Origin of the sequence: Pseudomonas fluorescens, from assembly GCF_902497855.1 — a bacterium.
GTDB classification, from domain to species: Bacteria; Pseudomonadota; Gammaproteobacteria; order Pseudomonadales; family Pseudomonadaceae; genus Aquipseudomonas; species Aquipseudomonas fluorescens_BI.
The window spans coordinates 832,130-845,843 of the sequence record NZ_CABVHU010000001.1; the positions used below are offsets into that span (position 1 = coordinate 832,130).

The 13,714-nt window shown below is 55.1% G+C and carries 16 protein-coding genes, 1 tRNA gene and 1 pseudogene; 9 read left to right on the top strand and 9 right to left on the bottom strand.

The window, feature by feature from the left end; translation table 11 throughout:
* Window position 1: 1 nt before the first annotated feature.
* The 5 genes from F8N96_RS35280 (at window position 2) to F8N96_RS03995 (ending at window position 4,444) form a co-directional block, all read left to right on the top strand.
* The gene (locus F8N96_RS35280; protein WP_224794074.1) at window positions 2-757 is read left to right on the top strand and encodes a hypothetical protein; all 756 of its coding nucleotides are present in this window, start codon (window positions 2-4) and stop codon (window positions 755-757) included.
* Window positions 757-1,239 carry a phage tail assembly chaperone gene (locus F8N96_RS03980; protein WP_150796668.1) on the top strand — a complete coding sequence of 161 codons (483 nt, stop codon included), beginning with the start codon at window positions 757-759 and terminating at the stop codon, window positions 1,237-1,239. Before F8N96_RS35280 ends, F8N96_RS03980 begins: the two co-directional genes overlap by 1 nt.
* A 75-nt stretch (window positions 1,240-1,314) precedes the next feature.
* Window positions 1,315-2,889, top strand: a complete 1,575-nt coding sequence (locus F8N96_RS03985; RefSeq protein ID WP_150796669.1) for a glycerophosphodiester phosphodiesterase — start codon at window positions 1,315-1,317, stop codon at window positions 2,887-2,889.
* A complete protein-coding gene (locus F8N96_RS03990) occupies window positions 2,886-3,662 on the top strand; it encodes a hypothetical protein (protein ID WP_150796670.1) in 777 nt (258 codons plus the stop codon). The genes F8N96_RS03985 and F8N96_RS03990 overlap by 4 nt, the downstream gene beginning before the upstream one ends.
* 2 nt (window positions 3,663-3,664) lie before the next feature.
* Window positions 3,665-4,444: a hypothetical protein gene (locus F8N96_RS03995; protein WP_150796671.1), complete on the top strand. Its 780-nt coding sequence runs from the start codon at window positions 3,665-3,667 to the stop codon at window positions 4,442-4,444.
* A 412-nt stretch (window positions 4,445-4,856) separates the two neighbouring features.
* Here F8N96_RS03995 and F8N96_RS04000 read toward each other — a convergent pair whose 3' ends face one another.
* Complete coding sequence (locus F8N96_RS04000) at window positions 4,857-5,240, bottom strand: hypothetical protein (protein ID WP_150796672.1); 384 nt, start codon at window positions 5,238-5,240, stop codon at window positions 4,857-4,859.
* 218 nt (window positions 5,241-5,458) lie between these two features.
* Between F8N96_RS04000 and F8N96_RS04005 the strand changes: the two genes are divergently transcribed.
* Together F8N96_RS04005 and F8N96_RS04010 are read left to right on the top strand one after the other, a co-directional pair.
* Entirely contained in the window at window positions 5,459-6,079 is a 621-nt protein-coding gene (locus tag F8N96_RS04005) for a glycoside hydrolase family 19 protein (protein ID WP_150796673.1), read from the top strand.
* The gene (locus F8N96_RS04010) at window positions 6,076-6,582 is read left to right on the top strand and encodes a DUF2514 domain-containing protein (RefSeq protein ID WP_150796674.1); all 507 of its coding nucleotides are present in this window, start codon (window positions 6,076-6,078) and stop codon (window positions 6,580-6,582) included. The genes F8N96_RS04005 and F8N96_RS04010 overlap by 4 nt, the downstream gene beginning before the upstream one ends.
* Here F8N96_RS04010 and F8N96_RS04015 read toward each other — a convergent pair whose 3' ends face one another.
* The gene (locus tag F8N96_RS04015) at window positions 6,583-7,182 is read right to left on the bottom strand and encodes a hypothetical protein (protein ID WP_150796675.1); all 600 of its coding nucleotides are present in this window, start codon (window positions 7,180-7,182) and stop codon (window positions 6,583-6,585) included.
* A 426-nt stretch (window positions 7,183-7,608) separates the two neighbouring features.
* Here F8N96_RS04015 and F8N96_RS04020 point away from each other — a divergent pair.
* Window positions 7,609-7,758: pseudogene (locus tag F8N96_RS04020) on the top strand (cell wall hydrolase); the annotation flags it as partial.
* Between the two features lie 62 nt (window positions 7,759-7,820).
* Here F8N96_RS04020 and F8N96_RS04025 read toward each other — a convergent pair.
* From F8N96_RS04025 to F8N96_RS04045, 5 genes are all read right to left on the bottom strand, one after another.
* Window positions 7,821-8,147 carry a hypothetical protein gene (locus F8N96_RS04025; protein ID WP_150796676.1) on the bottom strand — a complete coding sequence of 109 codons (327 nt, stop codon included), beginning with the start codon at window positions 8,145-8,147 and terminating at the stop codon, window positions 7,821-7,823.
* A gap of 9 nt (window positions 8,148-8,156) precedes the next feature.
* On the bottom strand, window positions 8,157-8,852 hold the full coding sequence (locus F8N96_RS04030; RefSeq protein ID WP_150796677.1) for an SOS response-associated peptidase: 696 nt from the start codon (window positions 8,850-8,852) through the stop codon (window positions 8,157-8,159).
* A gap of 23 nt (window positions 8,853-8,875) precedes the next feature.
* On the bottom strand, window positions 8,876-9,250 hold the full coding sequence (locus F8N96_RS04035; RefSeq protein ID WP_150796678.1) for a hypothetical protein: 375 nt from the start codon (window positions 9,248-9,250) through the stop codon (window positions 8,876-8,878).
* A gap of 266 nt (window positions 9,251-9,516) precedes the next feature.
* Entirely contained in the window at window positions 9,517-9,726 is a 210-nt protein-coding gene (locus tag F8N96_RS04040; RefSeq protein ID WP_150796679.1) for a hypothetical protein, read from the bottom strand.
* Window positions 9,727-10,094: 368 nt separating this feature from the next.
* Complete coding sequence (locus F8N96_RS04045; protein ID WP_150796680.1) at window positions 10,095-10,850, bottom strand: DUF2971 domain-containing protein; 756 nt, start codon at window positions 10,848-10,850, stop codon at window positions 10,095-10,097.
* Between the two features lie 515 nt (window positions 10,851-11,365).
* Here F8N96_RS04045 and F8N96_RS04050 point away from each other — a divergent pair.
* Window positions 11,366-11,501, top strand: a tRNA-Leu gene (locus F8N96_RS04050).
* 646 nt (window positions 11,502-12,147) lie between these two features.
* Here the strand turns inward: F8N96_RS04050 and F8N96_RS04055 are convergent.
* Window positions 12,148-12,615, bottom strand: coding sequence for an NUDIX hydrolase (locus tag F8N96_RS04055; RefSeq protein WP_150796681.1), 468 nt, complete (start codon window positions 12,613-12,615; stop codon window positions 12,148-12,150).
* Between the two features lie 420 nt (window positions 12,616-13,035).
* On the bottom strand, window positions 13,036-13,704 hold the full coding sequence (locus tag F8N96_RS04060) for a glutathione S-transferase family protein (RefSeq protein WP_150796682.1): 669 nt from the start codon (window positions 13,702-13,704) through the stop codon (window positions 13,036-13,038).
* Window positions 13,705-13,714: the final 10 nt, after the last annotated feature.

Here is a 13,714-nt window from a genome sequence, read left to right on the forward strand (position 1 = left end):
AATGCAACGAATTTCCAGCTGGACCGATCTGGTCGCGGCCCTGGGCCTGTTTCGTTACGGCAGCGTGACGGGCGGGGTCGCCCCCACCCCGCTCAAGGCGGAATGGCTGAACATGGTCCAAGAAGAGTTGGCCAACGCCATCCTGGCTTACCTGCCGGCGCTGGATGCCAACGACCCGACGCAACTGCTGCAGGCGATTCAGGCCTCGGGCGGCGACTATGCGTTGAAGGCCACCACCTTGGCCGGCTACAACATTGGCGATGCCTACACCAAAAACCAGACCGACTTTTTGCTCTCGAGCAAGGCCAACAACGCCATCACCCTGGCCGGCTACGGCATTGGCGATGCCTATACCCAAACGGCCACCAACACGCTGCTGGCGGGCAAAGCCAATAACGCCACCACGCTGGGCGGCTATGGCATCAGCGATGCCTATACCAAGGCCACCATCGACGCGGCGTTGGCCGGGCTGTGGAACGATGCCAACGCCACCCCCAAGGCGATTGTCGCGCAGGCCTCGGCCGAGGCCGGTGGGGTCGGCACCTATGCGCTGCTGATGGTCGGCGGCAGCGCCTCGTCCAGTTACGAGCCGTTGTATCAAGGCACCTTGGTGGCCGGCAGTCAGTGTTTGTTCACCAACGCGGGCGGGGCCAGCAGCAGTGGGACGCCGGCGGGGACCTGGAAGTTAATGGGCACGCTGTACAACCACGACGCGATTAACCCGGACTCGGCCACGCTCTGCTTGAGGGTTTCCTAATGTTGACGGTAAAAAGCGCGCGCGCGCCGCAGTGGAATAACGCCGAGCACACCTCGTTAAACCTTTGGGTGACGTTCGCCGAGACCGCCGAAACCTTGGGTGAAATGCTGTTCACCGCCTCGCCGGCGGATAATGAAGGCTATGGCCGCGAGCTGTTTGCGCGGGCCGTGGCGCTGGATTTCGGGCCGGTGTTAGCGCCCGCGACCGAGGCGTTGGCGGGGGCGGCGTTGCGTACGCGTTCTGGGCTGAATGCCACAGCAACCGCCACCATTAGCGCGCTGCAAGTCACGCTCGCCACGTTGCAGGATGCGCAGCGGTTGAACCTGGCCACTGAGGCGGAAGCGGCGGCGCTGCCGCTCAAGCAGGCCGAGTTAGATGCCTGGTGCGCCTATCGGATCTACCTGTCGCGGATCGACACCCAGCCCGGCTTTCCGGCCGCCGTGGAGTGGCCGACGGCGCCGGCGGAACCTGCCCTGGATTAAGTCGGCGCCCTGGTCCCCTGAGTCGTATTTCCCTGACCTGCTGCGGCGGGTTTTTTGTTGTCTGGAGAACCATGCATGACTGATATTTCCGCGTTGGAGGCCTATGCCGGCCAACTGTCGGAGGCGGCCACGCTGGCCAATGCCTCGGCGCAAACGCAGCGACAGATTGTTAACGGGGATGCGCTGACCGATGTGCTGACCGAGTCCGGTCCGGTCCCGACCCTGGCCAAACAGGCGGTGCTGGCTCAGGCCAAAGTCACCGCGTCGCTGACGGAAGTGGCGTCGCAGATGGCGGGTGCGATGACCTATGCAACCACGGCCGCCGGTTTGGCCGGTACCGGCAATGACGGCTATTTCAGTACGCCGTCAGCGGATGATGGCGAGTACCTGGTGCTGTACAAAAACGAAAACGGGACTGCCGGGTACGTTAACACCTATCCCAGCGCGGCGTTGGTGCGGGCGCGCTTTCGCGATGGCCGAGGCCCGGCGTACGCCAAGCATGGCGATAACTATGGGTATAACCGCTGGCTGGCCTATGACGATGGTTCTTTTGGCACCCATGAGGCGTACTTGGGGCCTGACGGTGTAAGGCTCTCGACCTTTGACCTTGAGAGTGATGAATCAAACGCTCTGGCGGTCCGCGACGCCTATGGCTACTACTCGGTCCGGGTGAAAGCCGGCAGCGATGCGCTGCCACAATTCCCCGGCTTCCAGGTGCTTGAAGACGTCGCCAAGGGCATGGAAGGGGTGGCTATCGAGAAAGCCAGCAAAGTCCTGGCGGTCCGCGATGCCAACGGCTACTACGCCATGAGCCTGACGCCCGAAAGCTTCGCGGCCAAGGGTGCGGGTGTGAACGAAGCCGGTGCCGGCGAGGAACAGGTCAAGACGGCCATGAACCTCATTCGGGATACGCGCAGTCGCAGCGGGCTTCGCAAAATGCAGGTCGCCGCTCACCGTGGGTTCATTAGTCAGGCCCCGCAAAATACGCTGATGGCGTTCAGCACGGCCCTGCAGCGCGGTGCTGACGTGCTGGAACTGGACGTCAAGTTCAGCAGCGACGATGTGGCCTACGTGTTTCACGACCTGACGGTCGATGCGTTGACCAGCGGCACAGGCAGCTTTCGTTCATTAACCGCGGCGCAGATCGATGCGCTGACCTTCAAGCAATTGAGCGGCACGATTTTCGAGCAGGGCGTGAGAATTCCGCGCTTTAGCGAGTATCTGCAATGGGCGCGTGAAGAGTCCGCCTACAGCCTGGTCGAACTCAAGGATTTGCCCACGATCGCGCACGCCGACACGCTCCTACAGCTGATCGATGACGCTCAGATGCTTGAGCTGACGACCATTGCGAGCATCAATTTCAGTGAGCTGGCCTATGTGCGCAGCCGCTATACCGATGTGCCTCTGAGCTGGCTGGTCAGCGCGACGGATTACGTCAGCAAGGTGTTGACGGCCGCGCCGCTGGCGCCGGCGGAGCTGTCCGCCGATGCACCGTCACTTCAGGCGAACCCGGGCATCGTGCGCAGCGCGAAAGCGGCTGGTCTGGGCATAAGCGCGTGGGGGGTTAACACCCTGGCGGCGGCCAAGCGCCTGGAGCGCTTGGGTGTCAATTCAATTATTTCCGATGTCAGTTTGAGGGTTGATTCATGAGCGTAAGCCTGGGCCATGCGTGGCAGGGATGGACGAAGACTTCGGGCGTGACGATTACCGATGAGTCGGCGCGCTGTTCGGCGGGGTTGGGCGGCACGGCCAGCCTGACCAGGCGCGTGCCGGTGCGTGCCGGCGAGTCCCTGGTGTTCAGCCTGTTGTGCCGGCGGATCTCGGTGGTCCTGGCGGAGACGGCGACCGCCTGGCAAGGGCCGGTGATTGTGTACTACCCCTATGAGGGTTGTCCGGAGGGTCAGGTGATGCGCGCGCACACCACCGTCATTCGACCGAGCCTGCAAGAGTATCGGCTGCCCTTTACGGTGCCGGAAACCGCTGGGGCGGAAGCCTTCGTCGAGCTGGTGGTCGGAAGCTTTGAGTCCTCAGCGGCCGAGTTGGAGTTTCTGCGGCCGCTGCTGGAGATCAAGTCTGCGGTGCTGGGTAGCGCTCGGCAGGTGGCGGCGGGGCGCCTGAAATGGTCGGCCGCCGACAGCAGCTTTCATCTGGATGCGCTCTCGCCCTCGGCCGGCCTGGTGGTGGAGAGTTATGCGGCCGGGGTGATCACCCTAGTGGCCGAGAAGCTGGCCACCGCCCCCCTTATTTTCGTCCAGCCTGAGGCGTCGGCGACATCCCGCCATGTCCTGGCCAAGGCTGGCCAATTTGATCGCAGCACCGGCCGGTTCGTTATCGAGCTGGTTTCGCTCTTGGATGCCTCGCTTGTGAATGTTCAAGCGATTTCCGGGATCGAGTTAATTATCAATGTAAGTATCGAGGTGTAACTGTGACGACTTTTATCAGCAAAAATGCAGACTTCAGTGGCGGCCGCCTGGTGGACTATGATTGCCCTATTCTCGACGCGGGCGTGTGCGCTTGGCTGGGGGGCGGCCTGAGCGACGCGGTTCGCAACTTCGGTACGGGGCCTGCTCTGACCGTGGTGGGTTCGCCAACGCCGATCGACGACCTGTTCTTGCGGGTCAGTGGCGCCGCCTATCTGCAAACCGGGCAGCTGCGCACGGCGGAAAGCACGGTGGTGGTGGTGTATCGAAACGTTGACGCTGCCGCGACTGGCGTGAATCGTCCATCGATCGTGAGTAACGATACGGGGACTGCCGCCCTGCGCAATGGTCTGTCGTTGTACTCGGGGCCGAGCGAAGGTTATGCCGGTGCGGCTTCAATCAGCCATGTGAGTCAGCCGGCAAACACGCTTGCGACGCTGGCCCAGACATTGACAGTCGGCGCTCGAAACGTCTTGGCACCTCAGTTCTTTGTGGCTGAAGAAGCGCGCCAGGTATCCGGACTGTCCAAGCTGACGATCAGTACCCTGACCAGTCCTACGGAAACCAAGACGCTCTCCTTGGGCGGTTCTTCGACGCCGCCTATGGACATTAGCCAGGGCGCTTACCGTATCGGCGCATCCTACCGAACTGACGGTACTGCATTAATCGGCGCCGTCGATGTGGCATTTGTGGCCATCATTCCGCGGCTGTTGTCGGCTGCTGAGAAACAGACGCTGTACAATTCGGTGAAGCGTCGCTTCGGTGCTTTTGGAATAACGATTTAGTATTTCAAATAATATTATCCACTGCTCCACGTTAAGACATTAAGAGTCATCCGGGGTGTATCAATTTTGTTCTCATTTCCGATCGTTCAGTTCGCTTGAAATTATAAGTGGGGTTGTTTGGGGAAAATGGTGATTGATGCAGCTATATTTGCTCTGTCGAAATCAAGTGTCCCGTTTTTTGGGGGTGGTCCCGCTCTCAGTATCGAAGAGGCGAAGCCGGCCTCTTTTACTGCGCTTTCAATTAATAGGTTTCCAGGGCCCTCGAATAAAACTACATGTACGCCGGTGTTACTTCCGCTGCTGAAAAACATCGCCTTGTCTACTTCTACATCAATTCCTGCTAGTAGGAATGGGTGCATAATTTGAGAGGAATAATCAACTACTTCTGGGTCTTGTCGAGCGACTTTTATAACTATGGAGGCTCGATCTCGCAGAGGTTCAAGTTTTTAACTAGCTCTCTGGAGATTGTGCTATCGAGTTTTCTAGGTCCTAAGGCTGCCTCTGTTTTTAGTCGTTCATTTTTCTCCGCTTCAAGTTTGATCGAAAGCTCAATATTTTGTTTTATGAGCGATTCTGCTTTTAAATTCGCATGGGCTGCTGCTCGATTAGCCTCTGCACTCATTTGATTCGCATTGGCTATGGCTTGATCAGCGAATCTGTCTTGAACGGAGGATGCCATGTATGTCAGTACGCCGGCGCATGCAGATAGTAGGGCGGCTGTAATGGCTACGACTGAGGCACAGGTGTAAATAGCGTTCGCCATTTCAAGAGTGATGTTTGTCATGGATTTATTCATTATGTATTCGATGTTTATCGTATTATGCTTTTTTGGGCTTTCTGGTTTTGTTCTATGGTTTGGATTTTCAAAAAATGGTTTTGCTCGTAAGGCATTGCAAAAACTCAAGGAGGTTAAGAAAAATCATTAGGATGGCAAAATACTATCAAGGCGGACTTGAGAGGAATAGCTTGTCGGGTTTGTCACAGAAATCAGAGTAAAGTTAGCTGGAGAAAATAATGCCAATCACCAAGCAGCAGCTTCTGCAAATCCTCCCGAACGCCCGCCCAGTCGCGGGCGTTTTTGTTCCTGCCCTAAACAGGGCTATGGCCCGTTTTAAAATCGATAGCCGAGTGCGTCAGGCAGCCTTCATTGCTCAGATCGGTCACGAATCTGGCGAGTTGCGCCGACTGATGGAAAACCTGAACTACAGCGCCGAGGCCCTGATGAAAACATGGCCTTCGCGATTCGATGCGAGTCTGGCTGGGATGTATGCACGTAAGCCGGAGCGGATCGCCTCGGTGGTCTACGGTTCGCAGCTGGGCAACACCCAAGTCGGTGACGGCTGGCGGTATCGAGGCCGGGGTCTGATTCAGTTGACCGGACGGAGCAACTACCGCGCCGCCGGCGAAGCGCTGGGGCTGCCACTTGTGGTTGAGCCCGAGCTGCTTGAGCAGCCGGAATATGCCGCGCTGTCGGCCGCCTGGTACTGGTCCGCCAACAAACTAAATGATCTGGCCGATGCTGGCCGCTTTCAGGATATTGGCAGTCTGATAAACACGGGAAAGCTCGGTCGAGTGCCGCATGGATCTGCTGGGCGCAGGGCTTTCTATGATCTTGGCCTGAAGGTGCTGTCGTGAGTGGAGCTCGAGCAACGGTTATAGCCATCGCTTTTGTCTTGGTGCTCGCTGCTATTTATAGCAGTTACCGTCACGGTAAGAGCGTGGCTGATGCAGTCTGGCGGGCGCAATGGGCAGAGCAGCGCGAGTTTCATGCAATGATGCGTCAGCGGGCTGAATCGGGAGCCCGGTGTGAAGAGCAGCGCCGGCAAATAGCGATAGACGAGGTAAGGGCACATGCCAAAGAACAGAACCAGATTGCGGCCACTGATGCTGCTGGTTCCGATGCTGCTGCTATGCGCGTGCGGGATGCAGCCGACAGACTTGCAGCCACTCCCAGTAACTGCCCCGGTGATTCCGGGGTTGCCCGACGAGGCGAAGCAGCCGCCCGCGCCGCAATGGTGCTTTCCGACATGTTCAAACGGGCTGATGCACGAGCGGGAGAATTGGCTAAGGCCTATGACCGTGCCCGAATAGCTGGACTGGCATGCGAGTTTGCCTACCAGTCCGTTAGAATTGAATAATTACTTGGCTGTGTTGAAAAATTTTTGTTCGACTGACTCTAGAAAAGTCCTGTAAAAATCCCATCCTATTTCGGCTAGGTTGGTAGGATGTTGATTATCTATTAGTTGATCTAAATGGGTCGACGGCGGTTCATACATCACTCCCCTGTTTTTTACTGGAACAGCTACTGGGTGAGGGGGGATTTCAACAACCAAAACAGGGTCTCCCTCGTAAATCATCTCTCCATTTGGTCCCCAGCTAATGCTCTTGATAAAATGCGTTTGCCCTGGTTTTGGATCTATCGTTCTAAGCTGAGTCGTGTGGGGTTTGATGTCAGTAAAATCTTGAATGGAGTGATTGTCTGCATTTCTTGCTTGCTGTAAGTAACTAAGAAGCAAGTCATCAGATCTTAATCTGTTATACTTTGCTTGCCAGGGTTCAAATTTATTTCGGACTAAAGCACAAGCGGCTTCTGTTTTTTTCCACAATTTTTCAATGCAAAATAAATAAGTTCTCCAGCTGGAATCAAATTCTGCAAAAGTCTTAGCTGATTTCATAGAATCAATGGCACGGCGTGCAGCGGCTAGCTCAGCTTTGGGATGCTTTAATGGATCGCTCATTCACAACTCTCCTTGGATGAATGTAGTCCTTGAGCGTAGCTTGGCGATCGCCTAAAGGAAACTTATTTATTGAGGTTCCTCTTCGCACAAGGAAGGGTATTCCTACCAGAGGACTACTACCACGTCCGCTACACTGACCGATCAGTTGAGTACGGGACGAAAATGAGCGTGGTTGATGCGAAGCACGCGTTCTACTGCCTGCGGAAATTCGGTAATGGCCCACTGTGGAGGGCCTTGACCTCCAACGACAAATTATCCTTGGGGCAATGACGGGCATCTTCACGCCAAAATATGCCTCTAAATGCCATCCACACGTGTTAGCCAAATCCATTTTCCAGCCCTAGAGCCCAAGAGTCAGGTGGCTTGAGGGCTTTTTTCATTTATGCTAGAGCACAATCGTGGTGTGGTGTTGGAGTCTGCGGGTATGACCAGGTGATGGCCGGCAAGGTGTCAGATCCTACCGGTGGCGCGACCCATTACTACGCGACTACCATGTCGAAGCCGCCTGTCTGGGCGAAGGGCGCCAAGCAGACGTTGAAACTCGGCCATCACGTCCTCTTCAAGGAAGTGCAATAAGTGCCACGGCATGGAGAGTGGTGGACGTTACACTGGCGAATCTGTTCAAAGATCGGTGCGGATTAGTTCTGTCCAGTATCATATTCGGCATCCGGCAGATCCTTGTTGCGCTCAAGTAATCCCCAAATCTCTTCACCCGATGAGTCCTGGAATCGCACGGCACCCGTTCTGATCAGTATTTTTCTCAGCTCATTTTCTTCAAACCCAGCAACGTGATACTGGATAGTTTTAAAAGTTCGAAGTCTCCACTTGCTGCCATTGAGCAAACGCTTGAGGGCTGTTTCAGTCCTGTACTCAAGTAGGAACTGGCGACGGTGTGCCCATAGTGTGACAGCCGTTCCTATTGCACCTCCTATAGCTGATGCAATCAGTGTGGCGGGAATATCCATGTAATCACCTTATATGGTTTTGTTTTTTAACAACGGTTCAATCAATTCGGCCCCTTGGTTCCGCACGTTTCCTATGGCGCAATCGACTTTAAACCACTCGAAAGCTTCGGTTGACTCACCTTGGAGCAACACCATTTGCTCGGCACGTTCCTTGGGTGTAGCCGGGTCCAGCCATTCCCGGGCCAGTTCCGGCGATAACACCACCGGCCTCCGGTCGTGGATGTCCACCATGCCGCCGGCGCTATCGGCGGTGATGATCACAAAACCATCGTGCTCACTTGGCTCATGTTCGGCATTTGGGTACTGACCGATGGCCGCGCAGAGGATTGGTGACCGGTCACGCCGACGGATCAGGTAGGGCTGCTTCTTCGGCCCGCCTTCATCGACCCATTCAAACCAGTTGTTGATGGCGATGATTGCCCGGTGCGGCCAGATCGCCCGAAAGAATGGACCGTGGGCGACTTTCTCTACCCGGGCGTTGATCGGCGCGGCGCGGTCCTTGGCCCAATGCGGCCGCCATCCCCAGCGCACCATATCGGCATGCAGGTATTCGCCTTCCTGATGAAAGATGGCGAGCTGAGTCGTGGGCGCGGTGTTGTAGCGCTCGAACCGGTGGTCGCCGGTGTTATTGATCAGCGGGTTGGCCATGCTCAGCGCCGCGACAAAGTCGTGGATGCCATCGTATTGGGAAAGTCGTCCGCACATGGTAGGAGCCTTCTATTCTGTAATCAGCGTGGCGGCAATTGGGTGAATGGATCGGCGCCGGTCAGAGCGTGGATCTTTGCGCAGAGCTCGCTGATCACCTTGTCTTTCGACATCAGCTCCCAGCTTGTTTTTGTCTGGATATCCGTCGCCCGCCAATGAGCATTTGATGCATCCGTTCGGGCGTGGTTCAATTCGGCGCGCAAGTGGTCCCGCTCCCTGGATACATCCGCATGCATTTCCACCAGGCCAAAGATGTCTTCTCGGGCTTTACGTAGCTGCAGGGTCAGCTCCTGCACTTCGTTTTCGAGCATTCGTAAATAGTGGCGACAGGTTTCCAGCTCCGTCGGGCAGCCAAGCCAGTCGGAGGTGTCTTCGATTTCGAGCGGGTCCACGGTCATGCCTTATCGATACTGTAGGGATATACAGTAATCGAGGCAAAAGGTTTGGGCGATGGTGAAGCGACGAGTTGTATGGTTTTGGAGTGACGAACGGTAGGCAGGACGCCTAAGGAAGGAACAAAGCCTGTACCAATTTTTGTACCATTGACCGTGTAAAGCAGGTGAAAACCGGGTACGCCTGAGTAGGCAAGTGCCCGGATTCATTGACTATCGTTACTTTGCCTTACCCCTTTAGAATCGCGGTGTAATTCTGCTCCAGTGCAAAATCACTCCGGAGCCATAAGTACCGCGAGTGTCAGCTTGATGAACTCTTCGTTCTTATCGATCGTGTCCAGGGCGCCGCGCACGTTGTCAGCGACGTCGGCAGCGCCGCGCTGCTCGACCCAAAGGGTGAGTTCCATGATGGCGGCTTCCAGGGCGAGCTGGTTTTCGTTGATCTTGAACAGAAGTGAGGGGAGCAGGTCCGAATTTGGCATCACGATTCCTATCGAAAAGGTCAGCTTAGCATCTTGGAAGCATGGTGCTGGCGGAGTGGGATTGAGTTCGGCAGGACGCCGGGTGATCGCCGCACACCCCGCGTATGGTGCGGTTGGATCCGGGCTTCCAGCTCTAGGATTTTCTGCTGTTCCGGCATAAGCGCTTTGCTCTGCTGGCTCGCCTAAATGGGTGTCCGGTTTCAATAGGTCACTGCACACACGAGCTGAAAGCCACGCCTAGCAAAGTTTTGAGCTGGTTTTTCACACTTCTGCTGTATAACTTTGGTAAGCAATAGCGCCTGACACTCCCGTGAAAGGCGCGCGCATTGAATTTAATTGAGCAGAGCAGCGACTGAATCGCTTTTTGCTCAGAATATAGGTTTCTCATCGAGATCAGACTGCTTTATTTCTGCATGAAGCCCATATTTCTGGGCGACCGACCTCACTAAATCTGCGTACCAATGTTGTACGAGCGGGCTAATGTGAACTCGCTCAACCAGCTGATTCAGGTCGACTCTAAAGCTCTTACCTGCCTCTGAGTTACGGACGTCGTGAGCAGAAAAGCGTTCTTCTTGTCCGGTGCTTGGATTGACTCTCTTGTGAGAGGGGGGGCTACTGTGAATTGCGCGGAGTTCCCGTTCGTGACTGAACGACTCTCGCTTGCTCATGAATGGGGAAAACGAATTACTAAGGTCCAGATTGTCGTTTTTGTAGCAGATGTACTTAACCTCGCCGATGTAGACGTCGTCGGGCAATGCTTCCCTGAGCCTCTGATACGTGCTTTGGATCGCGACACCATTCCCAGATGAGGCATAAAGCTGCCACATTGCGGCCGACTCGACTTCGTTCATATGCCAGCAGCTGATTGACATCCATTCAGAAGTCCAGCGCTGCATATATGTATCGGCATCTAGCGAGTCCCAAAGGCGGTCTCCAAATCCTGCAAGCGTTACGACCGCAGTATCGATCCCTTGAAACTCGCGGCCGATCCGCCTGGCTTCCGCCTTCCGCAATTCGTGCGCTTTGACTGAGATGGAGCCTTCGAAGGGGTCTCCCAGGAGGTCGGCGCGCGAGAAAAATAGGTTGCGCGACTCAAGAAGTGCGACAAACTTGGTGAAGTCCATGAACCTCCAGATCTTCACTTGGCGGTTCTGGGGTAGTTGGAACAGTGGGTGCTTTTCTGGCTCTCTCATCTAATGCGCCTAATTCTAAAATTTGCGTAAAGATATCCTATTGAAACTCGGAATTTTTCCCTATGGCTCGGAATACGCATAGTAGCTGCGTGAAGCCGCTGATACTGCGTTGGTCAGAATGGCACGACGGGTTCGGTAGGCAGAGCGTCGGAGGAGAGCTGTGCGCAAAACCTCAGCTGCAGGCCACGGTTTACCGTTTGCATAAGCACTAAAAAGCGGATGTTTTGCCACCCTTGAAATGGGCTGTATCCGTTTTAAATCAATAGGTTAGGTCGATACAGTCCCCAGCATGGGGTGCTAGGAGTCGAGAGGGCGTATAAGATCCGTTTGAGTATGCAAAATCGGCATAACCTCCATCATAAGAACCAGTTAGATAAATTCCATTTTTCAGCATGGATGAAGGGTTTTTCCGGGCCGCAATCATTTGCAGGTATGCGGAAACATTGGCTCGGATGGCAGTCTTCCGGTCACGATTGCGGACCGGAAAAACTATCAGAAGGTGCGGCCTGATTGATTTCCCCTCGGGACTTAAAATCCCCCGCTCGTAAGGGCGTGCCGGTTCGATTCCGGCTTCGGGCACCATGAATATCAAAGGCTTACGCTTAGCGGCGTAGGCCTTTTTTGTTGGGTGGATGGTTTTCGTGTCTATACGGTGTCTGTTAGACGGACACGCGGAGAAACATGCACCAAGGGTTCCACTTTGGGACACGGCGAGGCACGGAACCGATCCAATTGCAAGCCCACTGGTGATTCCGATTGCAACCCGCCACCTGTCAAGGCGTGATTGACATTGACACCTAGCGCCTTCGCGGGGGGGGTGGATAGCATTCCCTGTTCTCTCGCTTGCGTTCAGATCAGGCAGGATGTTGTAACGGCGTGGTGACCGCTGAAGGCGGTTACACGCCATTGATGGAAAGCCCAATCTGCTCAATAAGCCCGACAGTAGAAGGAAGCTTAGCTCTCATTTTCCATTGCTCCATCCACTGGCTGCTTTTGGCCCAGGCTGTGTGAAAACGTCAGCGCCTAATCGAACAGGGCGTTTCTATGTGAAATCCGTAAATGTTTGGTTGGTTGGCAGAACTGGATTTTGCGAACTGGCGTAATTTTCGCCTCATTTCCGAACGTCGCAAAGGCTCAGCTACGTTTTCACACAGCCTGGGCCGATTTTAGCCTGTGACGGAAGGCAGAAATCGGCCAGAAGCAGCCGCTCGAAAGCCGCCTGAGAACATCAAGTCGGAGCTTCGGATGATGTGTTTCTGCTTTGATCATGAGCCAATACATAACCTTGCGCTGTTAGCCTGGCAGTCAGGAACCGTAAAGCTCGACGGAAGACCGGATGACAGTCGGCATACGGCAAATTATCGAGAGGTGCCCACAAAAAGCTGAAGGAATGGCCATGGTCATCAAGCGTGAGATGAGTCCATCGCTCCGGCAAGGGTGCCTGCGTGAAACACAGTTGAAATGACCATATCTGGTCGAGATGCCCGGCGTCCCAGCAGCCCATATCGCTGACAACCGAGGCGGCTGCAATGCCTGATTCTTCGCTTAATTCACGCAGAGCGGTCTGAGCTGGAGTTTCACCTTTCTCGATTGTCCCTTTGACCAGTTGTACGCCTGCTATTGGATGGCGGAACAGAAGGATGTGTGCACCAGGAATACTGGAGAGGATGACGGGGCAAGCCTTGTTCGGTGACATGGCGACTTCCTTATCGGCAATGAAACACACATCTTACGACCTTATCCTTTGCGTGAGCGGCCAGATGTTCAGATGTTCGTATGGCTGTGGATTCAACCGGTCGCCGATAGCTGCTGTTCTATCAGCATATCCTATGACTTCTCATGCGTTTACGATTGGACGATCACATGGAGCGAGATACTCAAGTTGAATTGCCGGCTTTGCCTCGCAACAAGCAAGAGTGCAGAAGCGACAGGCCAGGGGTGGCAGCCAGTAATAAAATCACGGAGAACGTTATTATTGTTTTCATTCCTTCTACCTGCTTGCGAGTAGTGTTGTAGTTTTGGTCGCCCAGCGCGCTGACCGTTGCAATGCGAACATAACAGGGGTTGGGCATTTAGAACCTACCCACGGTGGGGGGAGTGGTTCCTGACGAGTGCATCATGTACCTACCAACGGGGAGTGAGTATCAGGCACACCCTGATCTTTTGCTGCTTGGTACTGCGCAGCCAAGGCCTTCTCATAACCGGTTCGCTGTTGTAATCGAGTCCAGTACTGTTGAACCCGTTCCGGAAACTGCTCACCCAGACCAATGAACTCTGCCAGCATCAGTGCATAGCCCACTGAAATGTCTGCACCGGTAAATCGCTCCTGGCAGAGGTAGGAGCGCCCAGCAAGGGCCCTGTCTATCGCCTTGAGCCTGCCAAGGAACCAGCGCGTATAGTCTTGAGCTACCTGTGGGATACGGCGCGACGGTGTTTCAAAACTGGCGTACCGCAGAATAAGCGATTGCGGAAAGGTGAGCGTCGATTCGCCAAAGTGCAACCAGTTCAGATAAAGCCCGAAGTCTGGTTCTTCAACTGAAACCTGCAGCCCATCGGTGTTGTGACGCACGGCAAGGTATTCACAAATGGCGGACGACTCCGTCATGAGCAACTGACCATCAAACATCGCCGGGACCGTTCCCAGTGGATTGATCACCAAAAACTCCCGCGCATGAACGCGCGGCGGGAAAGGCAGCATTCTCAGTTCATAAGCAACCTGCAACTCTTCAAGCATCCACAAGGGTCGAAACGAACGTGCACTCATGCAGTGATATAGGACGATCATCTTTACGCAG

Bases quoted from the DNA above. Each gene is read 5' to 3' on its own strand.
- F8N96_RS35280 (WP_224794074.1), top strand. From the start codon at position 2: ATGCAACGAATTTCCAGCTGGACCGATCTGGTCGCGGCCCTGGGCCTG.
- F8N96_RS03980 (WP_150796668.1), top strand. From the start codon at position 757: ATGTTGACGGTAAAAAGCGCGCGCGCGCCGCAGTGGAATAACGCCGAG.
- F8N96_RS03985 (WP_150796669.1), top strand. From the start codon at position 1,315: ATGACTGATATTTCCGCGTTGGAGGCCTATGCCGGCCAACTGTCGGAG.
- F8N96_RS03990 (WP_150796670.1), top strand. From the start codon at position 2,886: ATGAGCGTAAGCCTGGGCCATGCGTGGCAGGGATGGACGAAGACTTCG.
- F8N96_RS04000 (WP_150796672.1), bottom strand. From the start codon at position 5,240: ATGAATAAATCCATGACAAACATCACTCTTGAAATGGCGAACGCTATT.
- F8N96_RS04005 (WP_150796673.1), top strand. From the start codon at position 5,459: ATGCCAATCACCAAGCAGCAGCTTCTGCAAATCCTCCCGAACGCCCGC.
- F8N96_RS04015 (WP_150796675.1), bottom strand. From the start codon at position 7,182: ATGAGCGATCCATTAAAGCATCCCAAAGCTGAGCTAGCCGCTGCACGC.
- F8N96_RS04025 (WP_150796676.1), bottom strand. From the start codon at position 8,147: ATGGATATTCCCGCCACACTGATTGCATCAGCTATAGGAGGTGCAATA.
- F8N96_RS04030 (WP_150796677.1), bottom strand. From the start codon at position 8,852: ATGTGCGGACGACTTTCCCAATACGATGGCATCCACGACTTTGTCGCG.
- F8N96_RS04035 (WP_150796678.1), bottom strand. From the start codon at position 9,250: ATGACCGTGGACCCGCTCGAAATCGAAGACACCTCCGACTGGCTTGGC.
- F8N96_RS04040 (WP_150796679.1), bottom strand. From the start codon at position 9,726: ATGCCAAATTCGGACCTGCTCCCCTCACTTCTGTTCAAGATCAACGAA.
- F8N96_RS04045 (WP_150796680.1), bottom strand. From the start codon at position 10,850: ATGGACTTCACCAAGTTTGTCGCACTTCTTGAGTCGCGCAACCTATTT.
- F8N96_RS04055 (WP_150796681.1), bottom strand. From the start codon at position 12,615: ATGTCACCGAACAAGGCTTGCCCCGTCATCCTCTCCAGTATTCCTGGT.
- F8N96_RS04060 (WP_150796682.1), bottom strand. From the start codon at position 13,704: ATGATCGTCCTATATCACTGCATGAGTGCACGTTCGTTTCGACCCTTG.